Annotated in this window: 22 protein-coding genes; 10 read left to right on the forward strand and 12 right to left on the reverse strand. The window is 62.5% G+C overall.

The genetic code is table 11. From position 1 onward, the window contains the following. Positions 1-92: 92 nt before the first annotated feature. Positions 93-1,013, reverse strand: a complete 921-nt coding sequence (locus ACJ8QI_RS00460; RefSeq protein ID WP_442531939.1) for a LysR substrate-binding domain-containing protein — start codon at positions 1,011-1,013, stop codon at positions 93-95. A 115-nt stretch (positions 1,014-1,128) separates the two neighbouring features. Here ACJ8QI_RS00460 and ACJ8QI_RS00465 point away from each other — a divergent pair, with 115 nt between their 5' ends. Then, positions 1,129-1,851, forward strand: coding sequence for an isochorismatase family protein (locus ACJ8QI_RS00465; RefSeq protein ID WP_195873684.1), 723 nt, complete (start codon positions 1,129-1,131; stop codon positions 1,849-1,851). A 67-nt stretch (positions 1,852-1,918) separates the two neighbouring features. Then, the gene (locus tag ACJ8QI_RS00470; RefSeq protein ID WP_442531940.1) at positions 1,919-3,034 is read left to right on the forward strand and encodes a hypothetical protein; all 1,116 of its coding nucleotides are present in this window, start codon (positions 1,919-1,921) and stop codon (positions 3,032-3,034) included. Between the two features lie 3 nt (positions 3,035-3,037). On the opposite strand, the gene ACJ8QI_RS00475 is transcribed toward ACJ8QI_RS00470, so the two are convergent. The 5 genes from ACJ8QI_RS00475 to ACJ8QI_RS00495 all read right to left on the reverse strand — a co-directional run bounded on the left by ACJ8QI_RS00475 (position 3,038) and on the right by ACJ8QI_RS00495 (position 8,673). Continuing rightward, positions 3,038-3,742 carry a hypothetical protein gene (locus tag ACJ8QI_RS00475; RefSeq protein ID WP_442531941.1) on the reverse strand — a complete coding sequence of 235 codons (705 nt, stop codon included), beginning with the start codon at positions 3,740-3,742 and terminating at the stop codon, positions 3,038-3,040. A gap of 16 nt (positions 3,743-3,758) precedes the next feature. Continuing rightward, positions 3,759-4,934: a hypothetical protein gene (locus ACJ8QI_RS00480; protein ID WP_442531942.1), complete on the reverse strand. Its 1,176-nt coding sequence runs from the start codon at positions 4,932-4,934 to the stop codon at positions 3,759-3,761. After that, the gene (locus tag ACJ8QI_RS00485) at positions 4,931-6,217 is read right to left on the reverse strand and encodes a hypothetical protein (RefSeq protein ID WP_442531943.1); all 1,287 of its coding nucleotides are present in this window, start codon (positions 6,215-6,217) and stop codon (positions 4,931-4,933) included. Before ACJ8QI_RS00485 ends, ACJ8QI_RS00480 begins: the two co-directional genes overlap by 4 nt. Positions 6,218-6,270: 53 nt before the next feature. After that, positions 6,271-6,795: a cytochrome b561 gene (gene cybB / locus ACJ8QI_RS00490; protein ID WP_154747807.1), complete on the reverse strand. Its 525-nt coding sequence runs from the start codon at positions 6,793-6,795 to the stop codon at positions 6,271-6,273. Positions 6,796-7,071: 276 nt separating this feature from the next. After that, on the reverse strand, positions 7,072-8,673 hold the full coding sequence (locus ACJ8QI_RS00495; RefSeq protein WP_442531944.1) for an ABC transporter substrate-binding protein: 1,602 nt from the start codon (positions 8,671-8,673) through the stop codon (positions 7,072-7,074). Between the two features lie 174 nt (positions 8,674-8,847). Here ACJ8QI_RS00495 and ACJ8QI_RS00500 point away from each other — a divergent pair, with 174 nt between their 5' ends. Next, a complete protein-coding gene (locus ACJ8QI_RS00500) occupies positions 8,848-9,429 on the forward strand; it encodes a flavin reductase family protein (protein WP_060423165.1) in 582 nt (193 codons plus the stop codon). On the opposite strand, the gene ACJ8QI_RS00505 is transcribed toward ACJ8QI_RS00500, so the two are convergent. Next, positions 9,426-9,806, reverse strand: a complete 381-nt coding sequence (locus tag ACJ8QI_RS00505; RefSeq protein WP_038873124.1) for a winged helix-turn-helix transcriptional regulator — start codon at positions 9,804-9,806, stop codon at positions 9,426-9,428. The two genes, ACJ8QI_RS00500 and ACJ8QI_RS00505, sit on opposite strands and share 4 nt — an antisense overlap. 84 nt (positions 9,807-9,890) lie before the next feature. Between ACJ8QI_RS00505 and ACJ8QI_RS00510 the strand changes: the two genes are divergently transcribed. Then, positions 9,891-10,658 (forward strand): NAD(P)H-dependent oxidoreductase, encoded by a 768-nt coding sequence (locus tag ACJ8QI_RS00510; protein ID WP_070915491.1) that lies wholly within the window; start codon positions 9,891-9,893, stop codon positions 10,656-10,658. Here ACJ8QI_RS00510 and ACJ8QI_RS00515 read toward each other — a convergent pair. After that, entirely contained in the window at positions 10,655-10,903 is a 249-nt protein-coding gene (locus ACJ8QI_RS00515; RefSeq protein WP_038873128.1) for a hypothetical protein, read from the reverse strand. The genes ACJ8QI_RS00510 and ACJ8QI_RS00515 overlap by 4 nt on opposite strands. A gap of 192 nt (positions 10,904-11,095) precedes the next feature. Here ACJ8QI_RS00515 and ACJ8QI_RS00520 point away from each other — a divergent pair, with 192 nt between their 5' ends. Beyond that, positions 11,096-11,500: an Exc2 family lipoprotein gene (locus ACJ8QI_RS00520; protein WP_089185538.1), complete on the forward strand. Its 405-nt coding sequence runs from the start codon at positions 11,096-11,098 to the stop codon at positions 11,498-11,500. Positions 11,501-11,607: 107 nt separating this feature from the next. Beyond that, entirely contained in the window at positions 11,608-12,249 is a 642-nt protein-coding gene (locus ACJ8QI_RS00525; protein ID WP_110157349.1) for a DsbA family protein, read from the forward strand. Between the two features lie 35 nt (positions 12,250-12,284). Here ACJ8QI_RS00525 and ACJ8QI_RS00530 read toward each other — a convergent pair whose 3' ends face one another. Next, entirely contained in the window at positions 12,285-13,007 is a 723-nt protein-coding gene (locus ACJ8QI_RS00530) for an acid phosphatase (protein WP_147839364.1), read from the reverse strand. Positions 13,008-13,229: 222 nt separating this feature from the next. On the opposite strand from ACJ8QI_RS00530, the gene feaR reads away from it, so the two are divergent. Continuing rightward, the gene (gene feaR / locus ACJ8QI_RS00535; protein ID WP_442531945.1) at positions 13,230-14,129 is read left to right on the forward strand and encodes a transcriptional regulator FeaR; all 900 of its coding nucleotides are present in this window, start codon (positions 13,230-13,232) and stop codon (positions 14,127-14,129) included. 33 nt (positions 14,130-14,162) lie between these two features. Here the strand turns inward: feaR and ACJ8QI_RS00540 are convergent, their stop codons facing one another. Then, a complete protein-coding gene (locus ACJ8QI_RS00540) occupies positions 14,163-15,662 on the reverse strand; it encodes an aldehyde dehydrogenase family protein (protein WP_064290428.1) in 1,500 nt (499 codons plus the stop codon). 159 nt (positions 15,663-15,821) lie between these two features. Then, entirely contained in the window at positions 15,822-16,460 is a 639-nt protein-coding gene (gene leuE, locus ACJ8QI_RS00545) for a leucine efflux protein LeuE (protein ID WP_016928933.1), read from the reverse strand. Positions 16,461-16,697: 237 nt separating this feature from the next. Here leuE and ada point away from each other — a divergent pair, with 237 nt between their 5' ends. After that, entirely contained in the window at positions 16,698-17,753 is a 1,056-nt protein-coding gene (ada, locus tag ACJ8QI_RS00550; protein ID WP_442532124.1) for a bifunctional DNA-binding transcriptional regulator/O6-methylguanine-DNA methyltransferase Ada, read from the forward strand. Beyond that, positions 17,750-18,463: a 2OG-Fe(II) oxygenase gene (locus ACJ8QI_RS00555; RefSeq protein WP_442531946.1), complete on the forward strand. Its 714-nt coding sequence runs from the start codon at positions 17,750-17,752 to the stop codon at positions 18,461-18,463. The genes ada and ACJ8QI_RS00555 overlap by 4 nt, the downstream gene beginning before the upstream one ends. On the opposite strand, the gene tehB is transcribed toward ACJ8QI_RS00555, so the two are convergent. Beyond that, a complete protein-coding gene (tehB, locus tag ACJ8QI_RS00560; protein WP_442531947.1) occupies positions 18,458-19,321 on the reverse strand; it encodes an SAM-dependent methyltransferase TehB in 864 nt (287 codons plus the stop codon). The genes ACJ8QI_RS00555 and tehB overlap by 6 nt on opposite strands. A 178-nt stretch (positions 19,322-19,499) precedes the next feature. Between tehB and ACJ8QI_RS00565 the strand changes: the two genes are divergently transcribed. Next, positions 19,500-20,603 (forward strand): DUF1615 domain-containing protein, encoded by a 1,104-nt coding sequence (locus ACJ8QI_RS00565; RefSeq protein ID WP_060423200.1) that lies wholly within the window; start codon positions 19,500-19,502, stop codon positions 20,601-20,603. Positions 20,604-20,655 lie beyond the last annotated feature (52 nt).

Here is a 20,655-nt window from a genome sequence, read left to right on the forward strand (position 1 = left end):
CCGTGCAGTTACATAAATAACGTCAGGTGCATTCCGGATATATTGCCAGGCTTATTATTGACTTTGTTTGGAATAATCATCTTTACCTGCGGTTAGCGGTCGTCCAGCAGCGGCGGTATTTCCTGGCAAAAGAATTCGATCAGCGCTTTTACCGCCGGTGGCACACCACGCCGTGATGGGTAAAGCAGCACCAGCTCGCCATTTTGTGGATGCCACCCGCTGAGCACCTCTTGTAAATCCCCGCGCGCGAGCGCCTGGCGGCAGGCGTAGTAGGGGATACCGCAAATGCCTTGTCCATCAAGGGCGGCATGCAGGATGACCTGCAAATTATCGCTGCTTAACCGGGGCGAGAAGGGCACGTTAATCACGGCGTTTTCCGGCCCGTAGAGCCGCCAGCCCGGCGCGCCTTGCTGTGGCGGGTAAAGCAGGCAGGGCATATCGCTCAGCTGCTGTGGCGTTGCGGGGGCGCCGTGTCGCGCCAGCCATGCCGGGCTGGCGGCCAGCAGCCATTTGGCGGTGCCGAGCCGCCGTTGAATGAGCCCTGCGGCCTCGTTGGCGATGCCAAGTCCGCGGAGGGTGAAGTCCAGCCCTTCTTCCAACAGATCTACCCGTCGGGCAGTGACGTGCGTTTCCACGTTCACTCGGGGGAAGCGCGCCATGAACGTCGGCAAAATAGATGCGATCACTTCGTCCGCCAGCAGCGGTGACACGCTGAAGCGTACGGTACCGTTCGGTTCCGCCAGCGTGCGCAAGGCCGCCTGCTGGGCCTGATGCGCTTGCTGCATCATTGCGACGCAGTGCTGATAGACCTCGTGGCCGACGTCGGTGAGTTGGAGACGCCGCGAGGTTCTTTGCAGCAACCGCAGGTTGAGTTGGCGTTCCAATTGCGCCACCTGGCGACTCAGGCGAGAGGTGGGGATACCCAGCGCTTTGCCGGCAGCGGTAAATCCTTTGTGCTCAACGACCTGGGTGAAAAAATACATGGCGTTGAGATCGAGCGGAAAAACAGACATCGCGCACCTCATTGTGATCATTTTTGCAATGATAGCTTCTATTGTCGCCTATTTAACCCTCATTGATGCGGTTTTATCCTGCAGGCACACCATTGTTGAAATGAGGATAAGCATCATGAAAACCCTTTACCGCACGTTGGCCTTGGCCATTGCTATGGCTGGGGCGGCGCAGCCGGCCTTCGCCGCGCCGGCTGCGTCGCAGCCACATACTCAGACGCAGCAGGCGTCTGGCCCTTTGCAGCTGTTGGATCGCAACAACTCGGTACTGTTGTTGGTTGACCATCAGATCGGCCTGATCACCGGCGTGCGTGATATGGACAGCGCGACGCTGAAGCATAACGTCGTGGCGCTCGCCAAAGCGGCCCAGGTGATGGGGATCCCGGTGGTCGTGACGTCGACCGGTGCCAACGGCCCGTTCGGGCCGATCATTCCGGAGCTCAAGGCTGCGTTGCCGGGTGTGAAAATTATCGATCGCCACAGCGTCAACGCCTGGGACGATGCAAACGTGCGCAAAGCGGTCGAGGCCACCGGCCGCAAAAAGATCGTGATCGCCGGCGTATCGCTGGAAGTGTGTGCCGGGTTCCCGGCGATCACTGCCAAAGTGGCGGGGTACGACACCTATGTGGTGATCGATGCCTCCGGCACTTTCAACCAGTCCAAGCATGAAGCGGGGATGGCTCGGCTGATTCAGGCCGGAGTGATCCCGACGGATTACGGTACGGTGGGAGTAGAGTGGCTGGGGGATAATGGCGATGCCAAAGCCGGTGAACTGTACGGGGCGCTGGATATGCCGGCGACGACCTTGGTGAACCAGCTGTTCCAGGCCAAGGGCAAATAGCGCCTGGCCTGATGGCGATATTTTTCAACCCTGCTAACCGCCTGAGCTAGAATCAGGCGGTTTTCTCGTGGAAAAGGATATCGCCATGGCCGCCTGGGCCCTTTTGATCGTCGGTTGGTTGTTGATTTGGCAGGATCACCCGGTTTTCGGCGTGCTGTGCATCGCGCTGTTTGCCGTGCTGCAATGGGCGAAGTACGCCGCTAAAAGCGCGCAAGACCCCGCAGAGGCGGCAGAATGGCGCAAGACCGACTGGCGCTCGCAGCCGATTGAGATGCCGCACGCCGGCGACAGCGATCGGCAGATTGGCGGCGTGGGGGAGCTGGGCATGGGCGGCCCCAATTTTTGGACGCTGCTGCTGCGTGACGGGGCGATTGTGCATAGCGCCTGTGCCGCGCCGCAGGACGTGGACGGCGGCAAGCTGCGCCTGATCCCGACCCGCAGCCGCGAGGGTGAGGGGTTGGCGGTGTACGAGCCTGCCGCCCGAGTGATGTACGCGCTGCCTGCGCTGACCGATCGCGAGCAGGCGGCATTGGCCGCCGGTTCCGCTGAGGCGCTGGCGCGGCTGCGGGCGAGGTGTCGGCAGGCGGAGGCTACGCCGCTGCGTCAGGTGCGCGGTCTGTGGGTGCCCCAGTGGACTGAGGAGCCGGCGGATCGTCTGGCGATCGCTTTACCCAGCGGGCGGGCGCTGGCGGCGCGCTCGATGTTGCCGACGGATCTGCGCCAGGCGGACGATCCGGCCGCGCTGCTGCACGCGCCCCCTTATGAGCTGTTGCTGGATAACCGGCCGACGGATCGTTTTGTGCGCGATCTCGAACGCGTGGCGGGATCCCCGTCGGGTGACGGCTTGAGCGTCGGCGGCTGCCAGTTCCACGGCGAGCATATCGTCGATGGTCTGTACCATCTGCACTTTGCCGGCGAGTGGTTCAGCCTGCTCGCTTACGCGCATAAACCGGCGGGCGGGCGCGGTTCGGACACCACTTTTTTCGTCGAGCGGGTCGAGCCGCAAGACGGCGGGGTGTTTGTGATTGAATGGGATGCCTACGGCGTGGGGCCCGACGGGCGTGGGGCGCGTGTCGCGGCGCCGCCGGTCTTGGTTATCGCGGTGAGCTGGCAGGAAGCGCCGCTGCCGCTGCCCACGGCCAATAACCGCGTGACCGTGCGCTTGCCCAACGCCACGGCGTAAGGCTTAAGGCAGCACCCTGACTTCGCCGTTGTGCAAGGTCAGTACGGCGATCGGGCTGCCGGAGAAGCACTCCCTAAAGATCCAGTCGCTGGGCCGAAACGCCGCCGCAGGCAGCCCGGCCTGCCACTCCTCCCACTGCGGGGCCGGCCGATCCGGCGGCAACAAGAAGGTGACCAGCCAACCGGCTTCGCAGTGCACCCTTTGGCCGCTCGGGCGGGTAAAGGTGTGCGCGCTCGCCAGCTCCATCACCGGCGGTAAAACCTCGAAGGCGATGATCGGCACGCCGGCCACGCTCTGTGGCTGAGGAAAACGTACGGCGGTCACGCCGTTCATCGTGATGGGGCTGTCTTCGGTGCCGGGCAGGCGTGGCTCCTGCCGATTTACCCAGCTTCCCTTCGGCAGCGTGATTTCACCGAACGGCTTTGCCTCGTCGAGCGTCAGGTAGCTGCGTTGATTCCAACGATCTTCCGCCCGCTGGCTCTTGATGTCCTGGATGGCGATGCCGATAAGCATCAGCGCGCACGCCACCGGGTAGACCGCCAGCGCCGAGGCCAACAGATAGCCGCCCCAGGAGAGCGGCGGTCGCGGGCGGCCGCAGCGGGCAGAAGCGTAGCGCCAGCCCCACCAGGTGAGCAGGATACCGGTGAGCAGCAGGGCCAACAACAGCGCCAGCAATCCTGCGGCGCCGGCGCCATAACCTAGCAGCATGGCAGGTTCCTTATGTTCATGGCGTGGTGGAACGATAGCGAACGAAGTAGGGCAGTGGCGGGGTCTCCCCGTCATCGCCATAGTGGCTTTCCGGTTCGATCACGGTCTGACGTGCGTCGTCGCGCCCGTTGTATCTATACTCCAACGGCTGCCGGTAGCGCACGTCGGATGAGCGCAGATCGAAAATCAGCGAAAGGCGCGCATCGCCGTTATCCGTTTGGGCGACCAGCGTTTTGTTGCCGGCCCACAGCTGATACAGCGACTTGTAACCGGTCTCCAGCATCACCTGTAGCCGGCCGTCGGACTGATAGCGCAGGATCTGATACAGCCCTCTGTCCAGCGTTTGCGCGATCAGGTAGATGCCGCCATCCGGGGCCTGGGCGCTTTCCTTCACGCGCACCGTTAGCCAATGCAGTTCGGCCACCTCGCCGGTTTTGCCGTTAACGGCGATGTGCAGGGCGCCGGAACCGAGCACCGGGTTCATCCAGAACAGCACGCGTTCGCCATCAACGGCGGTAAAGATCTCGGGCATGGATTTGCGCTTTCCGGCGGCGTTAACCGTCGGTGAGTCCTCCTCGCCGCGCTCAAAGCCCAGCAGCTGCCGCGCGTCCAGCTGCGCCGGCAGATCCAGCGTTTGCCGCCAATGGGCGCCAAAGTCCGGGCTGTAGAATACGCCTTCGGTGCTGATGAAATACAGCGCGCGTTGCCCCGGCAGCGCCACCAGTTTGCCGCCGATAAAGGAAGGCAGGTTGTCGTCACCCTCCGGCCAGGGGATCAGTGGCCCGATGGTGCCCCGTTGCACATCGACCAGCCTGCGCCCCTTGGATAGAAAAAGCACGCACTCCTGCTCGACGCAAACCGCATCGTAGATCAACTCGTCGAGTTGCCCCAGCATCTGCAGCCCCTTCGGGCCGGTGAATAACACCTGGCTCAGGTAGTTGGCCGCCCAGCCGTAAAAGCTATTGTAAGCCCCGCGTTCGCTCCTTTTGCTGATGAGCAGCAGAGCGCCGTCCTGCGCCGGGTAGCTGTGGATGAGATCGTAACGGGCTATCGTCGGCAAGGCCTCGTCGCTCTGGGTCCATTGCCACTGTGCATAGCGTTGCTCAGGGGCGAGAAAATAGACGCCCAGCGCGCTGGCCAAAAACAGCGTCAGGATAATAAGGGGTCTTTTATAAAGCGCTAACGTCATCATTTCAGCTCCGTCACCTGCTCCTGCCGCCATAGCCTGCGGCGCAGATTGCGCAGGTATTTGAACGTCTTAAACGTGCGGTGCTGCTCAAAAGCGTAGAGGCGACAGATCTGGGCGAAGCCCTCGATCAGCAGCGCCAGGCCGCTGATCATCAGCATCAGCAGCAGCAGAATCGGCGGCAATTCACTGCCGAGGCGCTTCAGGGTCCAGGCATCCAGGTAAACGCCCGCTGGGGTATCGGCGTTATCCCACACGATCAGGCCGAGCATCAAACACATCATGATCGCGCCGAGGATGAAGACGACGCGCGTGCTCAGGTTAAGGCCGGCTTCGGTGAAGTAGCGGCTGCCGCCGATGAGATAGGTCTGGCGATCGCGGTGATTGATGATCCCACGCACCGTAGGCAGCTCGGGGACGGTGTCGTTCTCGCAATACAACACCTGCAGCGAATCGCCTTTGGCGATGAAAAGCGGATGTTGCCGACGAAATACCGGATGCAGTTTGGTATTGGGGACGTTGAGCGCGCGGGTCGTCAACGCGAAGTGCGTCTCCTTCTGGCGCCACGCATAAGTGTCCAAATACTGCACCTGCCGCGGGATCTCATAGTGGAGGAGTTCGTAGCTCAGGGCGTTGACCGTCTCGATGCCGGAGGCCTCGACGCCGTCAGGGAGGGGGAACTCGGTTTGTTGCGTTGTGGGCACTGGCGTTGCGTCTGCACGGATGGCCCGGTATCTGATGCCGGGGATTTTCAGGCTGAGCGAGCCGGGCGGCGTGACGTCTTGCCCCTGCAGCACGCGATCCAGCGCCCTGAGCAGGCGCCTGCGGCCGCGGTGCGCTATCAGCAGGAGCTCCGAACCGACGAACAGTAGCAGGCCGATGCCGATAAGGCCGGCGATAATGGCGATAAAGAACAGGGCGATGGTCAGCCAGGAATCTTCCCGGTCCATGATGAAAAAGCCCGCCGGGAAACCGCCGGTGAGCGCCGCGCCCAGCAGCAGCAGGTCGAAGTATTTCAGCTTGTATTTCAGCGTTCTGTCGGGCTCCAGGCGGCCTTTCGTGCCGTGCAGCAGCCAGTGCAGCCAGTAGCTGCCGTCCCGCAGGCGGTGGGCGCCGATCTTCACCCGATCGCCGGCGGCGAGCCTGGCCAGCAGATTTTCGCTGTCGCTGAAGTCGTCACGGTAAAAAAAGAACGTCTGGCCGGAAGCGATGATCCTCACCAGGTTGTCGGGCGCCGTCTGTTGGCTAGCGCATTGCTCGACGGTCACATGAAAAAATTGGGTTTGCATGTCATTCCCTGTCAGCGGGCGTGGCCCGAAAATTCATCCCTGGCGCCGGGTGGTCAGCGCTTTTTCATCAACGGCAGCATGCGCACCAGCGCATTGTCCTTGACGATGTAGTGGTGGAACAGCGCGGCGGCGGCATGCAGGCCGATCAGCCAGTAGCCGAATGACGCCAGCGTTTTGTGCCAGCCGATAATCATCCGCGCCTGCGGCCGATCGGCCACCTCGGCGAACGGCATCGGCAGGCCGAACAGGTACCACTCCTTGCCGCCCAGATAGCGCGAATACACTCCCAGCACCGGTAGCGTCAACAGCAGCAGGTAAATCAGGGTATGCGTCAGATGCGCCAGGCCGGTTTGCCACTTGGGCGGTTTGGGCGTGATAGCGGGAGAGGCGTGACGCCAGCGCAGGAACAGGCGGGCGATCATCAGCGCAAACACCGTCACGCCGCAGCTGAAGTGGGTGACGACCAGCACGTACCAAGGCGCGCTGCCCGGCTCGGCAAAGCCCCGCAGCTCGATGGCGGCGCAGGTGATGACCAGCAGGATCGCCACCAGCCAGTGCAGGCGGATTTGCCACGGCATGTAGGTGTTTGGCACCGGGTTACCTTCTGATGTTAAAGGGTCTGTGCGCCGATGGTAACGAAATGTTACAGGCGAGGAAAGCGCCTGCATGCAGTTTAAGCAAAATGCCAGGGGGATAGGCTTATTAAGCTATGAATTTAGTGGGTTAAGTGCCTGGCGTCAGGGGAGGCAGTTAGCATCGTAAGTTGTGAAGTTAATGCGCGGTAGGTTCAGAGGCTGGCAGCTTATTAAGCGATGAGGCGGGTGGCGCCGCAGCCCCGCTGCGGCGCCCTGGGGTCAGTTTAATTTGGCCTTGGCGAAGTCGCTGCCGTTCACGTCCACCACATAGCCGCTCAGGTTGCTGCGGGTGGCGTAGAACACCTTGCCGGTGGCCAGCGGCAGCCACGGTGCCTGTTTGGCGAAGATCACCTGCGCCTGTTGATACAGCTTGGCGCGCGCCTGCGGTTGGTTCTCCTGGATCGCCTGCTGGATCAGGCTGTCGTAATCCTTATCGCACCAGCGCGCCACGTTGGCGCCGCTCTGCACGCCGGCGCAGCCGAGCAGGGTGGCGAAGTTATCCGGATCGCCGTTGTCCGACACCCAGCCGTAAAGCGCGCTCTGCTGTTCACCTTTGCGCAGCCCGGCCAGATACTGGCCCCACTCCCAGGTGACGATCTTGGCTTTCACGCCCACCTTCGCCCAGTCGCTCTGGATCATCTCGGCGATGCGCTTCGAGTTCGGGTTGTAGGGGCGCTGTACCGGCATCGACCAGATGTCGGTCTCAAAGCCCTGCTCCAGCCCGGCCTGCTTCAGCAGCTCGCGCGCCTTCTGCGGATCGTAGGCGTACTCCGGCAGTGTATCGTTGTAGCCCAGCATGCCCGGCGGCAGCAGCGAGTTGGCCGGGGTGCCGCTGTCTTTGAACACTGCGGCGACGATCGCTTTCTTGTCCACCGCGTAGCTCAGCGCCTGGCGCACCAGCAGGTTGTCGAACGGTTTTTTCTGGGTGTTGAACGCCAGATAGCCGACGTTCAGCCCGGTAATGTCGTGCAGCTGCAGGTTGCCGTCGGCCTTGATGGCGGCGAACTGTTCCGGCAGCGGTGCCGGGATAATCTGGCACTCGTTGGTCTTCAGCTTGGCCAGCCGGGTTTGCGGATCCGGCGTAATCGAGAAGATCAGATGCTTGCTGGCCACTTCGCCCTGCCAGTAGTGCGGGTTGGCGATGTAGCGGATCAGCGAATCCTGCTTGTACTGCTGCAGCGCGAACGGCCCGGTGCCGATCGGCCAGTTGTCGACGTATTCCGGCGTGCCCTTTTTCAGCATGGCGTCAGCGTATTCGGCGGACAGGATCGAGGCGAAATCCATCGCCCAGTCGGCGACGAAGGCGGCGTTGGGCTGGCTCAGCGTGAAGCGTACGTGATGCTCGTCCACCGCTTCCACCTTGGCGATCAGTTTATCCAGGCCCATGTCGGTGAAGTATTCATAGTTGCCGCCGGAGACCTTGTGATACGGGTTAGCGGGATCCTTCTGCCGCATCACGGTGAACACCACGTCTTCGGCGTTGAAGTCGCGCGTTGGGGTGAAATATTTGTTGCTGTTGAATTTCACGCCCTGGCGCAGGGTAAAGGTGTAGGTCTTGCCGTCCGGGCTGACGCTCCACTCGGTGGCCAGCGAAGGGGCAGGGGTTTTATCGCTTTCGCGCAGCGTTACCAAGCGGTTGTACAGCACCTGCGAGGTGGCGATAAAGGTCGGCCCGGAGCTGGAGAGCTGCGGGTTGAACGATTCCGGCGAGGCGACGGTGCAGTACACCAGCGCATCGGAAGCGGCCAGTGCGCTGCCCGCCGACAGCAGGCCGGCGCTTGCCAGCGCCAGCGCGGCGATAGGGTGTTTTGAAAACGTCAAGGCAAGATCCTCAGGTGGGGGGAGCCGTTAGCGGCGAATTGATTTAACTATAGATAACGGATGGCGCGACGGGGAACAAGCGCCTCAGCTGCGCATTCTGTGCGCCTTGCGTTGCCTGCCGCCACAGCGCAGATCTACACTGCTGGGCAATCACTCACTCGCAAGGATTTCCCGATGAGCCACTTTCGCCCTGTCGCCCTCGAACACGCCAGCCGCCTGCTGAACCACGGCCCGACGGTATTGATCACCAGCCGCAGCCGCGACGGCGCCAAACGCAACGTGATGGCCGCCGCCTGGTCGATGCCGGTGGAGTTCAGCCCGCCGCGCATCGCCATCGTGGTGGACAAAGGGGCGCACAGCCGGCAAATGATCGAGGAGAGCGGCGTATTCGGCATTTGCGTGCCGGCGGCCATGTTCATCGACGCCACCTACGCGGTCGGCAGCGTGTCCGGGCTGGATGACGACAAGTTCGCCCGCTTCCACATCGCCGCGGCGCCGAGCGCCACCCTACAGGTGCCGCTGATCGAACAGGGTTGCGTGGCGTGGCTGGAGTGCCGCTTATTGCCGGAAAGCGGCGCGCAGGAAAAATACGACACCTGCTTCGGCGAGGTGCTGAGCGCGGCGGCGGACGAGCGGGTGTTCCAGCAGGGGCGCTGGAACTTCACCGCCGCCAATGCGGATCTGCATACGATTCATCATCTGGGGGCGGGCAACTTCGTGCGCAGCGGCGAGACGCTGCGGGCCAAACCGCTTTAATCGGCCGCGCGCTTGCGGTCGGCATCATAGCGCTCGCGGGCGGCGTCCAACTCGGGGAAATGGTATTCCGCCCATCGGTCCAGCGCCGTCAGCGTCTCGACCAGCGAGCAGGCGACGGCGCTGAGCCGGTATTCCACATGCGCCTGATTCTTTTCACTTAAATCCAGCCGTTCGAGCAGCCCGTTGCGTTCCAGCTGGCGCAGCGTTTGCGTCAGCACCTTCTGTGAAATGCCGTCGATGCGGCGCAGCAGCTCGCCGTTGCGCATCGGCCGCTGCGCCAGCGCGGGCAGGATCAGCATCACCCACTTGCCGGAAATCAGCGCCAGCGCATCGCGCGCGGAGCATTTACTCGAATAGACGTCGCCGGGATAGGCCATGGGGGGTTACCTTCAGGTGCGTAATTGCCAAGGATGCGATAAAGCCACAGCATAGCAGCACCACCTTACCGCGGGAGAAACAGGATGAACGTGCTGATTGTGCTGGCTCACCCCGAGCCACATTCTTTCAATGCCCATTTGGCCGAACAGGCGCGGCAGGCCTGGCTGGCGCAGGGGCACCAGGTGAAGACGGTCGATCTGTATCAGGAGGGGTTTGATCCGCGCGAAGGCGCCGGCCATTACCCCAGCAGAAAGCAGGCGGACAGGTTCGATGCGATGCAGGAGCAGCGCCATCACTGGACGATCCAGGCGCTGCCGGCGGAGATCCGGCGGCATATCGAGCTGCTGCGCTGGGCGGATACGCTGGTGCTGCAGTTCCCTTTCTGGTGGTTCGGCGCGCCGGCCATCCTCAAAGGCTGGATGGATCGGGTGTTCGTTTACGGCGGGGTGTACGACAGCCGCCACCGCCATGAGAACGGCGTGATGAGCGGCAAACGGGCGCTGCTGACCGTTACCGCCGGCGCTTCCGCTCAGGCCTGCGCGCCGGACGGGCGCGACGGCGATATGCGGCTGATGCTGTGGCCGATCATGCATGCGCTGCACTATATCGGCTTTAGCGTGCTGGAGCCGTTCCTGGTCTATGGCGTGCGCGGCGGATTGGCGGGCGAGGAGCTGCGGGCGCAGAACGCCGCTTTGGCGCAGGTGACGCAGGCGTATCGGGAAGGCTTAAGCGATCTTGCCGCCTGGCCGGCGGTACCGTTCAACCGCAATGACGATTTTGACGCCGATCTGGCGCTGAAGCCCGGCGCGCCGGTCTACAGCCCGTTCGTGCGGCACCGCGATCCGATTTAGAACCCGGCCTTCAGCAGTTCCTCGCGCAAGTCGTCGATAATCGCCGGTTCGATGTCGGGGAACTGTTGCTGGATATCGGCGATGGCGTCGGCCACGCTCGGGCCGGCGAAGGTGCCGGAGAAGGGCACCAGCGGCAGGTTGGCGTCGCTGTCCGGCAGTTCACCGCGGATAGTGCCGGTGATCATGCCCGCTTTTTTTTCCGCTGTGAGGTCGTACTCCCCCACGTTTTTGTCGATCGGTTTCATTGGCCGCCTCGCTGTCGGTGAGTGTTTACCCTGTCTGTTAAAGCATAGTGTTTCAGGCAATGAATACCAATCAATGTATATAATATTAATATAAAACAAAGTGATGCGCGATTTGTCGTTTGACGTTCACCGGGGGCCGGCGCTATGCTCGTGGCGCTAAAGGAACCTTCCTCACTGACAGGGACAGACGACATGAAAAGACTGAAAAGCGCGGCGCTGTTGTTGCCGCTGTTGGCGCTCAGCGCCTGCACTCATCACCTCAGCAGCGCCGAGCAGCATGCCAAACACTACGTTTATCAAACCCGCGACGACTTCGATCCGCAATTCCGCACCGATGTGAACGGCAGCATTAAAAACGCCGTGCCGATGTTCGAACAGTTCTACCAGCAGGGGAAAAAGGATCGCGCGGCGGGCGTGGCGCGCAGCGAGGCGCAGAAAAAGGCCGACTATCTGGCCAGCCCGGAATTCCAACAGAACATGGAACACAAAACCATTTTCATCAATCGCGCCTACAGCGGCTCCGACAATCCTAAGCGTCGCCAGGTGCTGTCGCAGGAAGCGGTGGGCGCCTATTGGGACGGCTACGAAGGGCGCTGACTGAATCCCACATAAACAGAAGGTAATAAAAACTGGCCTTCTGCCGGTTATTTGATTATAAAAACCGCCGCTAAGGACGATGTTCATAATCGAAACCAGGAGTGTTTATGTTGGCAAAAGTTAAGCGTTCGTTCGCCGCCGCCGTCGTATTGATGTTGGCGTTGCCCGCGGTTCAGGCCGCGGATTACCGTGCGGGCGAGCAATACACCCGGCTGGATAAGCCGGTGGCCGCCGCGCCGGCGGTGGTGGAGTTCTTCTCCTTCTACTGCGGCCCTTGCTATCAGTTTGCCGATACCTACCGCGTAGGCAGTACCGTTGCTCAGGCGTTGCCCGCCGGTGAGAAAGTCACCAAATATCACGTCAGCCTGATGGGTAAACTGGGCAATGAGCTGACCGAAGCCTGGGCGGTGGCGACGGTGCTGGGCGTGGAAGACAAGATTGAAGGGGCGATGTTCGACGCGGTGCAGAAACAGCGCGCCGTCAACGGCGCCGAAGATATTCAGCGGGTGTTCACGGCGGCCGGCATCGATGCCGCTACCTATGAAAACGCGCGTCACAGCCTGCTGGTCAAAGGATTGATCGCCAAGCAGAACGAAGCGGTGAAAGCGTTCGAGGTGCGCGGCACCCCATCGTTCTACGTGGCAGGCAAATACAAGATAGACAATGCCGGCATGGCCAGCACCAGCGTCGAAGGCTACGCCAAAGAGTACGCGGCGGTGGTGCGTTACCTGTTGGACAAGCAGCCGTAAACCGGGCCGTCAGGGCCCGGTGTTAGCCGCCGGGTCTATTTTTCCGCAGGCAAATCCAGCGCCAGGCGCAGCTCGTCGCGCGCTTGCCGGTACTGCTGCTGGAAATCCTGCTGCTGTGAAAGCTGCTGGCTGATCACGCTGCCGGCGATGCGGCCCATCTCGATATCGGAAGGGTAGTGGATCCCCGCCACCACTCGGTTGTCACCGTATTGCCAGGCGCGCGTCATGATGGCGGCGCGCTTTTCCGGCACCATGTTGGCCAGGGTGATGCCCATCAGCGTGCCCAGCGTGGTGTGGCCGGAAGGCCAGGAGCCGGAGCTGGAGCGCTTGACGATCGGCTCGATGCGGCTGTCGAGCATATGCGGGCGCGGGCGCTTCCAGAAATCTTTCGCCGGATCGACCACCGCCGCTTCGGTGGCGACGATGCGATCGAAGAAGGCGCTCACGGCCGGCAACGCTTTGGCGTTGAACTTCGGCCCCATCACGTTGCTGTACACCCAGACGTTCTCTTCCGCATCCGCCTTGGCCTGGCTGGCCATTTCCGGCGTGCGTTTCTGCTGCATGTCGAGCACTTCCCGCAGTTCGCGCTGGGTCTGCGCCGAGTCGTTGACCGGCGGTGGCGGCAGGATGTGGGTCAGATCCACCTGCTGCGCGGTGGTGAACGGTTGGGCTTCCTCTGCCGCCTGCGCGTGGAACGCGGTCAGGGCGCTGGTGGTAAACAAACACAGCGCTAAAACGGATTTCTGCAACGATTTCATCGGGTCATGTCCAGGGTGTCAAAGTGAAAGGGGAGCAGTCTGTATCTTTGGTGAGGCCTGTGACGATGAGATGACGGTTTCGTGGCGGATTGATGACGGGCGCCGGGTGAACTGTGATCGCGGCGCCAAATCCCCCGCTCGCCATTGATTGTGTGTTAACGGATTGTTATGGTGTTTTTCTGTTCAACGGCGCAGCACCGCTGCTGTTTGAAGGGAGAGATCATGACGGCATTGGCAACGCTCCGGGACGTCGGCTTCGAAGAGTGGCTGGGGAAAATCAACACCGCCTGCGGCCGATTCTGCGCGAAAACGCTGGGGCCGGGCTTCAGCGGGGCGATGCAGGAATTCCGCGCCCATGCGCTGCGCCTGAGCGTGGTCGACGTGTCTCAGGCCCGGCTGTACCGCACGCCGAGCGAGATCGCCCGCAGCGACGGCGCGCACTTTTTTACCGTCTTCCAGCTGCGCGGCAGCGCGTTGATGGAACAGGGCGAGAGCCAGACGGTGCTCTCTCCCGGCGACATCACGCTGATCGACGCCTCACGGCCCAGCAGCTTCACCTTCCAGCGCGATTCACGCCAAATCTCACTGCTGTTGCCGCGCGGCTGCCTGCCGGTGCCGCCGCCTTGTGCCCAGCGTCTCGGAGCAGAGCTCAGCGCGGTGCGCCTCAGCCGCCAGCTGGTGCTGAGCAGCATGCAGGATCCTCAGCTCGCCGCGGCGGAAAGCGAAGCGGTGCTGAATGCGCTGGCGGCGCTGCTACGCCCGGCGCTGGCGCTCGAACAGGCGCGCCCGGAGGGGCAACAGCCGGTTTTCGACAAGGCGCTGGCGTTGATTGACAGGCATATTCAGTCGGCGCAGCTGCGCCCGGAATGGGTGGCGGCCGAGTTGGGGGTGTCGCTGCGCAGCCTGTATCGGCTGTTCGCCCGCCAGGGGCTGGTGGTGGCGCAGTACATCAGAAATCGCCGGCTGGATCTGTGCGCGCAGGCGCTGCGCAGTGCCGCCGGGCAGGAAAAGCTGGCCGGAGTCGGCCTCGACTGGGGGTTTGCCGATCACAGCCATTTCTCGACCGCTTTCAAGCAGCGTTTCGGCATGTCGCCGAGCGAGTACCGCCGGCAATATCAATAAGTCAGGGCGCGGGCCAGGCCCGCGCCGCCTCACTCAATAGCGGATGCAGACCGATTTGGTTTCGGTGTAGGCATCCAGCCAATCCGGGCCGAAGTCACGGCCGCTGCCCGACTGTTTGAACCCGCCGAACGGCATGTTCGGGTCGATCAGCGTATGGGTGTTGACCCACACGGTGCCGGCCTGGATGCGCGGCGTCAGCGCCATCGCTTTCTGCAGGCTGGTGGTCCACAGGCTGGCGGTCAGCCCGAAGTCGGTGTCGTTGGCCTTGCTCAATGCCTCTTCGGCGCTCGCTACCCGAATCAGGTTAACCACCGGGCCGAACACTTCCTCACGCGTCAGGTTCAGCCTGTCGTCCGGGTTGATCACCAGCGTTGGCGGGATGTAGAAGCCGTTGGCATCCGGCCCGGCCGCGCCGCCGATAAGCTCGGCGTTTTTTGCCCGGGCATCGTCCAGGTAGGCCGCCACCTTGTTGCGGTGCGCGAGCGACACCAGCGGGTTGATTTGCGCGCCGGTGTCCATGCCAGGCCCGACCGACAGCGATTTCACCGCCTGTTCGAAACCGGCCACCAGTTGGTCATAGATCGGCGCTTCGATATAAATCCGCGAACTGGCGGCGCACACCTGCCCCTGGTTGAGGAAGCTGCCGAGCATCAGGCCTTCGATCACCTGCTGCGGATCGGCGTCTTTCAGCACGATGGCTGGGTTTTTGCCGCCCAGCTCCAGCGTCACCCGGGTCAGGCGATCCGCCGCCGCGCGCGCGATGCTTTTGCCCACCGGCGTGGAGCCGGTAAAGCTGACTTTGGCGATCAGCGGATGTTCGGTCAGCGCCTTGCCGCACACGGTGCCGCGGCCAGTGACCACGTTGAACACGCCCGGCGGCACGCCGGCTTCGCTCGCCAGTTCGGCCATGCGCAGCAGGGTGAGCGGGGTGGTTTCCGACGGCTTGATGACGATGGAGCAGCCTGCCGCCAGCGCCGGCATCACTTTCCACATGCCGATCATCAGCGGGAAGTTCCAGGGCACGATGCCGGCGACCACGCCAATCGGCTCTTTACGGGTATAAACCTGATATTTGGCGCCCGGCGGCATCGGAATGGAGACGTCCAGCGTCTGGCCGGTGATTTTGGTCGCCAGACCGGCGGTGTAGCGCATCCAGTTCAGGGTGCTGCCGACTTCGAAAGCGCGGGCGATGTTGATGGACTTGCCCTGCTCCAGGGTTTCCAGCTGCGCCAGCTCCTCGGCGTGTTGCTCCACCAAATCGGCGTAGCGCAGCAGGATGCGTTCGCGCTCTACCGGCAGACGCTGCGCCCAGACGCCTTCGCTGAAGGCTTTGTGGGCGGACTGCACCGCCAGCGCGACGTCTTGCTCGTTGGCGTCGGCGGTGGTGGCGATCTGCTGCCCATTGGCGGGGTTATACACCGCCAGGCGGCCTTCCGCGGCGGACGCGCGCCACTGGCCGTCGATATACAGCCCATGCTGACGATCGAGAAAACGCGACACGCTATCCAGCACGGCTACGGTATTGTCAGACATACATCCTCCGATCAGGCTCATCAGGTTATCGTTAACCCTGCAAGTCTAGATCAGCGGGAAAGCGGCGGCTTTGGTCTGCCTGACATTCGGTTTGCCCTGCGTGTCATTTTGCCGTGACGAACGAGTAAACCGCGGCCGGCGGGCGCCGGCCGGGAGGGATCACGAGCTCAGGGTCGCCAGACGGGTGGCGAAGCCGAGGAACAGCAGGCCGATCAGGCCGTTGCCGAGCTTCGCCAGGCCTTTCTTGTGATTGAAGAAATGCGCCAGCATCGCGCCGGAGAAGATCAGCGTGCTCATGTAGATAAAGCTGACGGCTTCGAGGATCAGCGCCAGAATGGTGAACGACAGCCCGGTGTGCGCGTAGTTGAAATCGATGAACTGCACGAAGAACGACACGTAAAACAGGATAGCTTTCGGGTTGGTCAGGCTCAGCGTCAGCGACTTGCGCAGAATGCTGTGGCCGCCTTCAATCTGCTGCTGTTGCGCCTGCGCCTTCTGCACGAAGGTGGCGTAGAGGATTTTTGCGCCGAGGAACAGCAGGTAAATCGCGCCGAGAAAACGCACCAGGGTAAACAGGAACGGCGTGGTGCGGATCAGCGAAGCCACGCCGATATAGGCGCAGAAGATCAGGATCGCATCGCCGATGAACACGCCGAGCGCTGCGGTGTAGCCGGCGCGCACGCCGCGCGATACGCCGGTTTTCAGCACGTACAGCGTATTCGGCCCCGGCAGAATGATAATGAAGACCACCCCGGCCAAATAGGTCCATAAATTCAGGACGCCAAAACTCTCTAACACAATAACCTCTCCATGCGCGCAACTAACAGGCAAAAACACTGGCCACGCCCGTGGCCGGCCGCGATCCTAACGCTGTGCAACCGGGTTGGCAACGTAATAAACTTCATGTTGTTGGTTAAAAATTGTCGAAACATTGTCGAAAACGTCGGCGCCGAATTAAAAAGCAAGAGTCGGCGTGTTTCGCCAACGGCCCGTCACTATGCTGGTTAACATCGAAACCGCAGTGAGGAACGGATGATGAAAAACGTAATCGACAGCGCCGATCCGCGCTGGCTGGCGATCGTCAGCCGCGACAAGCACGCCGACGGCCGCTTTATCTACGCGGTGAAAACCACCGGCGTGTATTGCTCACCTTCTTGCCCGTCACGCCAGCCGAACCGGCAAAACGTGGAGCTGTTCGACGACGCCGAACAGGCGGAGGCAGCGGGTTATCGGCCCTGCAAACGCTGCCGCCAGGGGCTGACGCCGTTGACGGAGCAGCATGCGCGGCAGATAGCTGAGGCCTGCCGCTATATCGAACGGGCGGAGAAAGCGCCGTCGCTGCAGACGCTGGCGCGCCACGTCGGGTTGAGCCAATACCATTTCCACCGGTTGTTCAAAGCGATCACCGGCCTGACGCCGAAAGGCTATGCCGACGCGCAGCGCAGCCAACGGCTGCGCACCGGTCTTACGCAGCAGGAGACGGTGACCGACGCGATCTTCGACGCCGGCTATGGCGCCAACGGCCGCTTCTACCAGCAAGCCAACGCCGCGCTGGGCATGACGCCGAAGGCTTACCGGGCGGGCGGCAAAGGCATGCGCATCCATTTCGCCGTCGGGCGCTGTTCGCTGGGCGAGATCCTGGCGGCACAGAGCGAGGTGGGCATCTGCGCCATTTTGCTGGGGGACGATGCGCAGCGGTTGGTGCAGGATCTGCAGGACAAGTTCCCTAATGCCGAGCTGATCGGCGGCGACGCGCAGTATGAAGCGCTGATGGCGCAGGTGGTGGGGTTGATTGAAGCGCCGGAGAACGGGTTGGCGCTGCCGCTGGATATTCGCGGCACCGCGTTTCAACAGCGGGTTTGGCAGGCGCTGCGGACGATACCGGTCGGCGAGACCGTCAGCTATGCCGATATCGCCCGGCGCATCGGCGCGCCCAAAGCGGTGCGCGCGGTGGCCGGCGCCTGCGCCGCCAACGTGCTGGCGGTGGCGATCCCCTGTCACCGGGTGGTGCGCAACGACGGCGCTGTGTCCGGCTATCGCTGGGGCGTCGAGCGCAAGCAAGCCTTGCTGGAAAAAGAGGCGCAGCGATGAGCGGCCCGCTGGCGGCGCGGCTGGCCGAATTGGACTGGGCGGCGATTGAACGCGAACTCGATGCGCAGGGCTGCGCGCGGTTGCCAGGCGTGCTCAGCCAAGACCTGTGCCGCGAGCTGGCGGCGTTCTACCCGCACGATGCGCACTTCCGCAGCCGCATCGTGATGGCGAAGCACGGTTTTGGCCGCGGCGAGTACCGCTATTTCGCCTATCCGCTGCCGCTTCCGGTGGCCGAGATGCGCAGCCTGATGTATGCACGGCTGGCGCCGGTGGCCAACCGGTGGAATACCTTATTGGGTTTGACGGCGCGCTATCCCGCCGAACACGAGGCCTACCTGGCCGAATGCCACCGGGCCGGCCAACGGCGGCCGACGCCGCTGCTGTTGCGTTACGAAGCGGGGGATTACAACTGCCTGCATCAGGATCTGTACGGCGAGCGGGTGTTTCCGCTGCAGGTGGCGTTTTTACTTTCCGCCCCTGAACGGGACTTCACCGGCGGCGAATTCGTGCTGACCGAACAGCGGCCGCGGATGCAGAGTCGGCCTGAGGTGGTGCCGCTGCAGCAGGGCGACGCGGTAGTGTTCGCCGTGCATCACCGGCCGGTGGCGGGAGTGAAAGGCTACTATCGGGTCAATCTGCGCCACGGCGTCAGCCGGATACGCGCCGGCCAACGCCACACGCTGGGGGTTATCTTTCACGACGCGCTATAGCTTGCGCGCCAGCAGAGTGGCGAAGCGCAGCGAGATGCGGTTGCCGGCGGCGTCGGTCTTGTGCAGTTGGCCGACGTCTTCGTTGTATTTGAGGATCTCCCAGTTGCGATAATAATGCTTCAGCTCACCCGGGCTGAAGGTGAACGGGAACGGCAGCGGGCAGGGATAATCCTCGGTATCCATCGCCGCCACGATCAGGTTATGGCCGCCGCGCACGGTGCTGTCCTGCATGTTTTGCACGATAGACGGAATTTGCTGGCGTTCGAGGAACATCATCACCACGGTGGACAGGATGAAGTCGTATTCGCCGCTGAAGCGGTGGGTATTGAGATCCTGCACGCTGGCGCTCAGGCGGGTCAGCTGCTCGGCGTCGATGATCTGATTGAGGCGGTCTATCGACGGCGCGTGCTTGTCCCAGGCGGTGACGTCGAAACCTTTCAGATTGAGATAGAGCGAATTGCGGCCGCCGCCGCAGCCCAGATCCAGCGCCTTGCCCGGCGCGATGCGCGCCGCCGCCTCGATCACTTCAGAGTGGGGGCGCGTCAGTTCGTATTTCTTGTGGTAGTAATCTTCCGGCGTGCAGTAAAACGCCAGCCGGCAGGTCATGTCGTCCGAGAAGGAAACGATGCGATGCCACTGCTGCGGTGCGATAAACGGCGGCTGGCTTTCGGGGCTGAACTGCCAGGTCTCGGTGGTGGCGCCGTCTTCGGTCATCATGGCGAACGTCAGGCTGCCGCTCAGGACGGTGAGCTTCGCCCAGGTGCCGCTCTGGGTGTTGTGGCGCTGGCGGAAGGCTTCCGGCAGCGTGTCGCTGTTCCATTCCGGCAGGGTTTTATAGCAAAGCAGCTGCTGCTCCATAAGGGGCTCCTCTGGCTGGGCAAGCAAAGTGATTTATATGATGTATATAAAATACATCTTTGTGAGGCGTTTGAACATAGCGGCCTGACGGGAAGGCGCGGCGATATCTTTATACTGGATTGTGCGCGGCGGCTGGGCTAATTTCAGTGCTGTTCATGTCATCACGTTCAGGGAAAAGATGCCGATACCTCGTTTATTTCACCCGACGCCCTTCCGTTGGCTGAGCCTGGCCGCGCTGCTGGCGCTGGCGGGCTGTACCAGTAAAACCCCCACCACGGCGCCGGCGGCGCGCCCCGCCGACGTCAAAGCCCGACTGATGACGTTGATCCCGGCCAACGCCGGCGATCGTCAGGGCTGGGCTACCGATATTACCGCCGCCTTTGCCGCGCAGGGCATCGAGCCGAGCGATGAGAACCTGTGTTCGGTGCTGGCGGTGACCGAACAGGAATCGACGTTCCAGGCCAACCCGCAGGTGCCGGGGCTGCCGAAGATCGCCTGGAAGGAGATCGATCGCCGTGCCGATCAGATGCACATCCCGAACTTTTTGGTGCACACCGCGTTGAAGATCTCGTCGTCGAACGGGAAGAGCTACAGCGAGCGGTTGGATAAGGTGCGTACCGAGAAGGATCTGAGCGATATCTTCGATGACATGATCGACCGCGTGCCGATGGGGCAGAAGCTGTTCGGGCATTTAAACCCGGTACATACCGGCGGCCCGATGCAGGTGAGCGTCGCCTTCGCCGAGGCGCACGCCAAAGGGTACCCTTATCCGATCGACGGCTCGATTCGCCGCGAAGTCTTCAGCCGGCGCGGTGGCATGTACTTCGGCATTATGCATTTGCTGGGGTATCCGGTCGATTACAGCCGGCCGATTTATCGCTTTGCCGACTTCAACGCCGGCTGGTACGCCAGCCGCAACGCGGCGTTCCAAAACGCGGTCAGCCGGGCGAGCGCGATTCCGCTGGCGCTGGACGGCGACCTGATCGATTTCGGCAGCGACAAGCCCGGCTCGACCGAGCTGGCGGTGCGCACGCTCGGCAAGCGCCTGAACATGAGCGACAGCGCCATTCGCCGGGCGCTCGAGAAAGGCGACACGGCCGGCTTTGCCGACACCGACCTGTATAAGAAGGTCTACGCGCTGGCGGGCGGCAAGCTGCCGCGTGAGATGCTGCCGGGTATCCAGCTGGAGAGCCCGAAAATCACCCGCAAGCTGACCACCGCCTGGTTCGCCAAGCGGGTGGACGAACGCCGCCAGCGTTGCATGGCGCGCGCCGGCGGGTAACGACATAAAAAAATGCCGCCGGTGGCCTGAACCACCGGCGGCGCGGTAGCGC

The sequence above is a fragment of the Serratia sp. CY84636 genome, assembly GCF_052166245.1.
Taxonomy (GTDB): Bacteria; Pseudomonadota; Gammaproteobacteria; order Enterobacterales; family Enterobacteriaceae; genus Serratia; species Serratia nevei.

Excerpts from the sequence above, each read along its gene's own strand:
- ACJ8QI_RS00465 (WP_195873684.1), top strand. The coding sequence starts at position 1,129 with ATGAAAACCCTTTACCGCACGTTGGCCTTGGCCATTGCTATGGCTGGG.
- ACJ8QI_RS00530 (WP_147839364.1), bottom strand. The coding sequence starts at position 13,007 with ATGAAATCGTTGCAGAAATCCGTTTTAGCGCTGTGTTTGTTTACCACC.
- ACJ8QI_RS00460 (WP_442531939.1), bottom strand. The coding sequence starts at position 1,013 with ATGTCTGTTTTTCCGCTCGATCTCAACGCCATGTATTTTTTCACCCAG.
- ACJ8QI_RS00475 (WP_442531941.1), bottom strand. The coding sequence starts at position 3,742 with ATGCTGCTAGGTTATGGCGCCGGCGCCGCAGGATTGCTGGCGCTGTTG.
- ACJ8QI_RS00510 (WP_070915491.1), top strand. The coding sequence starts at position 9,891 with ATGAACGTGCTGATTGTGCTGGCTCACCCCGAGCCACATTCTTTCAAT.
- ACJ8QI_RS00525 (WP_110157349.1), top strand. The coding sequence starts at position 11,608 with ATGTTGGCAAAAGTTAAGCGTTCGTTCGCCGCCGCCGTCGTATTGATG.
- ACJ8QI_RS00555 (WP_442531946.1), top strand. The coding sequence starts at position 17,750 with ATGAGCGGCCCGCTGGCGGCGCGGCTGGCCGAATTGGACTGGGCGGCG.
- ACJ8QI_RS00515 (WP_038873128.1), bottom strand. The coding sequence starts at position 10,903 with ATGAAACCGATCGACAAAAACGTGGGGGAGTACGACCTCACAGCGGAA.
- ACJ8QI_RS00480 (WP_442531942.1), bottom strand. The coding sequence starts at position 4,934 with ATGATGACGTTAGCGCTTTATAAAAGACCCCTTATTATCCTGACGCTG.
- cybB (WP_154747807.1), bottom strand. The coding sequence starts at position 6,795 with ATGCCGTGGCAAATCCGCCTGCACTGGCTGGTGGCGATCCTGCTGGTC.
- ACJ8QI_RS00505 (WP_038873124.1), bottom strand. The coding sequence starts at position 9,806 with ATGGCCTATCCCGGCGACGTCTATTCGAGTAAATGCTCCGCGCGCGAT.
- ACJ8QI_RS00520 (WP_089185538.1), top strand. The coding sequence starts at position 11,096 with ATGAAAAGACTGAAAAGCGCGGCGCTGTTGTTGCCGCTGTTGGCGCTC.
- feaR (WP_442531945.1), top strand. The coding sequence starts at position 13,230 with ATGACGGCATTGGCAACGCTCCGGGACGTCGGCTTCGAAGAGTGGCTG.
- ACJ8QI_RS00540 (WP_064290428.1), bottom strand. The coding sequence starts at position 15,662 with ATGTCTGACAATACCGTAGCCGTGCTGGATAGCGTGTCGCGTTTTCTC.
- ACJ8QI_RS00485 (WP_442531943.1), bottom strand. The coding sequence starts at position 6,217 with ATGCAAACCCAATTTTTTCATGTGACCGTCGAGCAATGCGCTAGCCAA.
- ACJ8QI_RS00565 (WP_060423200.1), top strand. The coding sequence starts at position 19,500 with ATGCCGATACCTCGTTTATTTCACCCGACGCCCTTCCGTTGGCTGAGC.
- ACJ8QI_RS00500 (WP_060423165.1), top strand. The coding sequence starts at position 8,848 with ATGAGCCACTTTCGCCCTGTCGCCCTCGAACACGCCAGCCGCCTGCTG.
- tehB (WP_442531947.1), bottom strand. The coding sequence starts at position 19,321 with ATGGAGCAGCAGCTGCTTTGCTATAAAACCCTGCCGGAATGGAACAGC.
- ada (WP_442532124.1), top strand. The coding sequence starts at position 16,698 with ATGAAAAACGTAATCGACAGCGCCGATCCGCGCTGGCTGGCGATCGTC.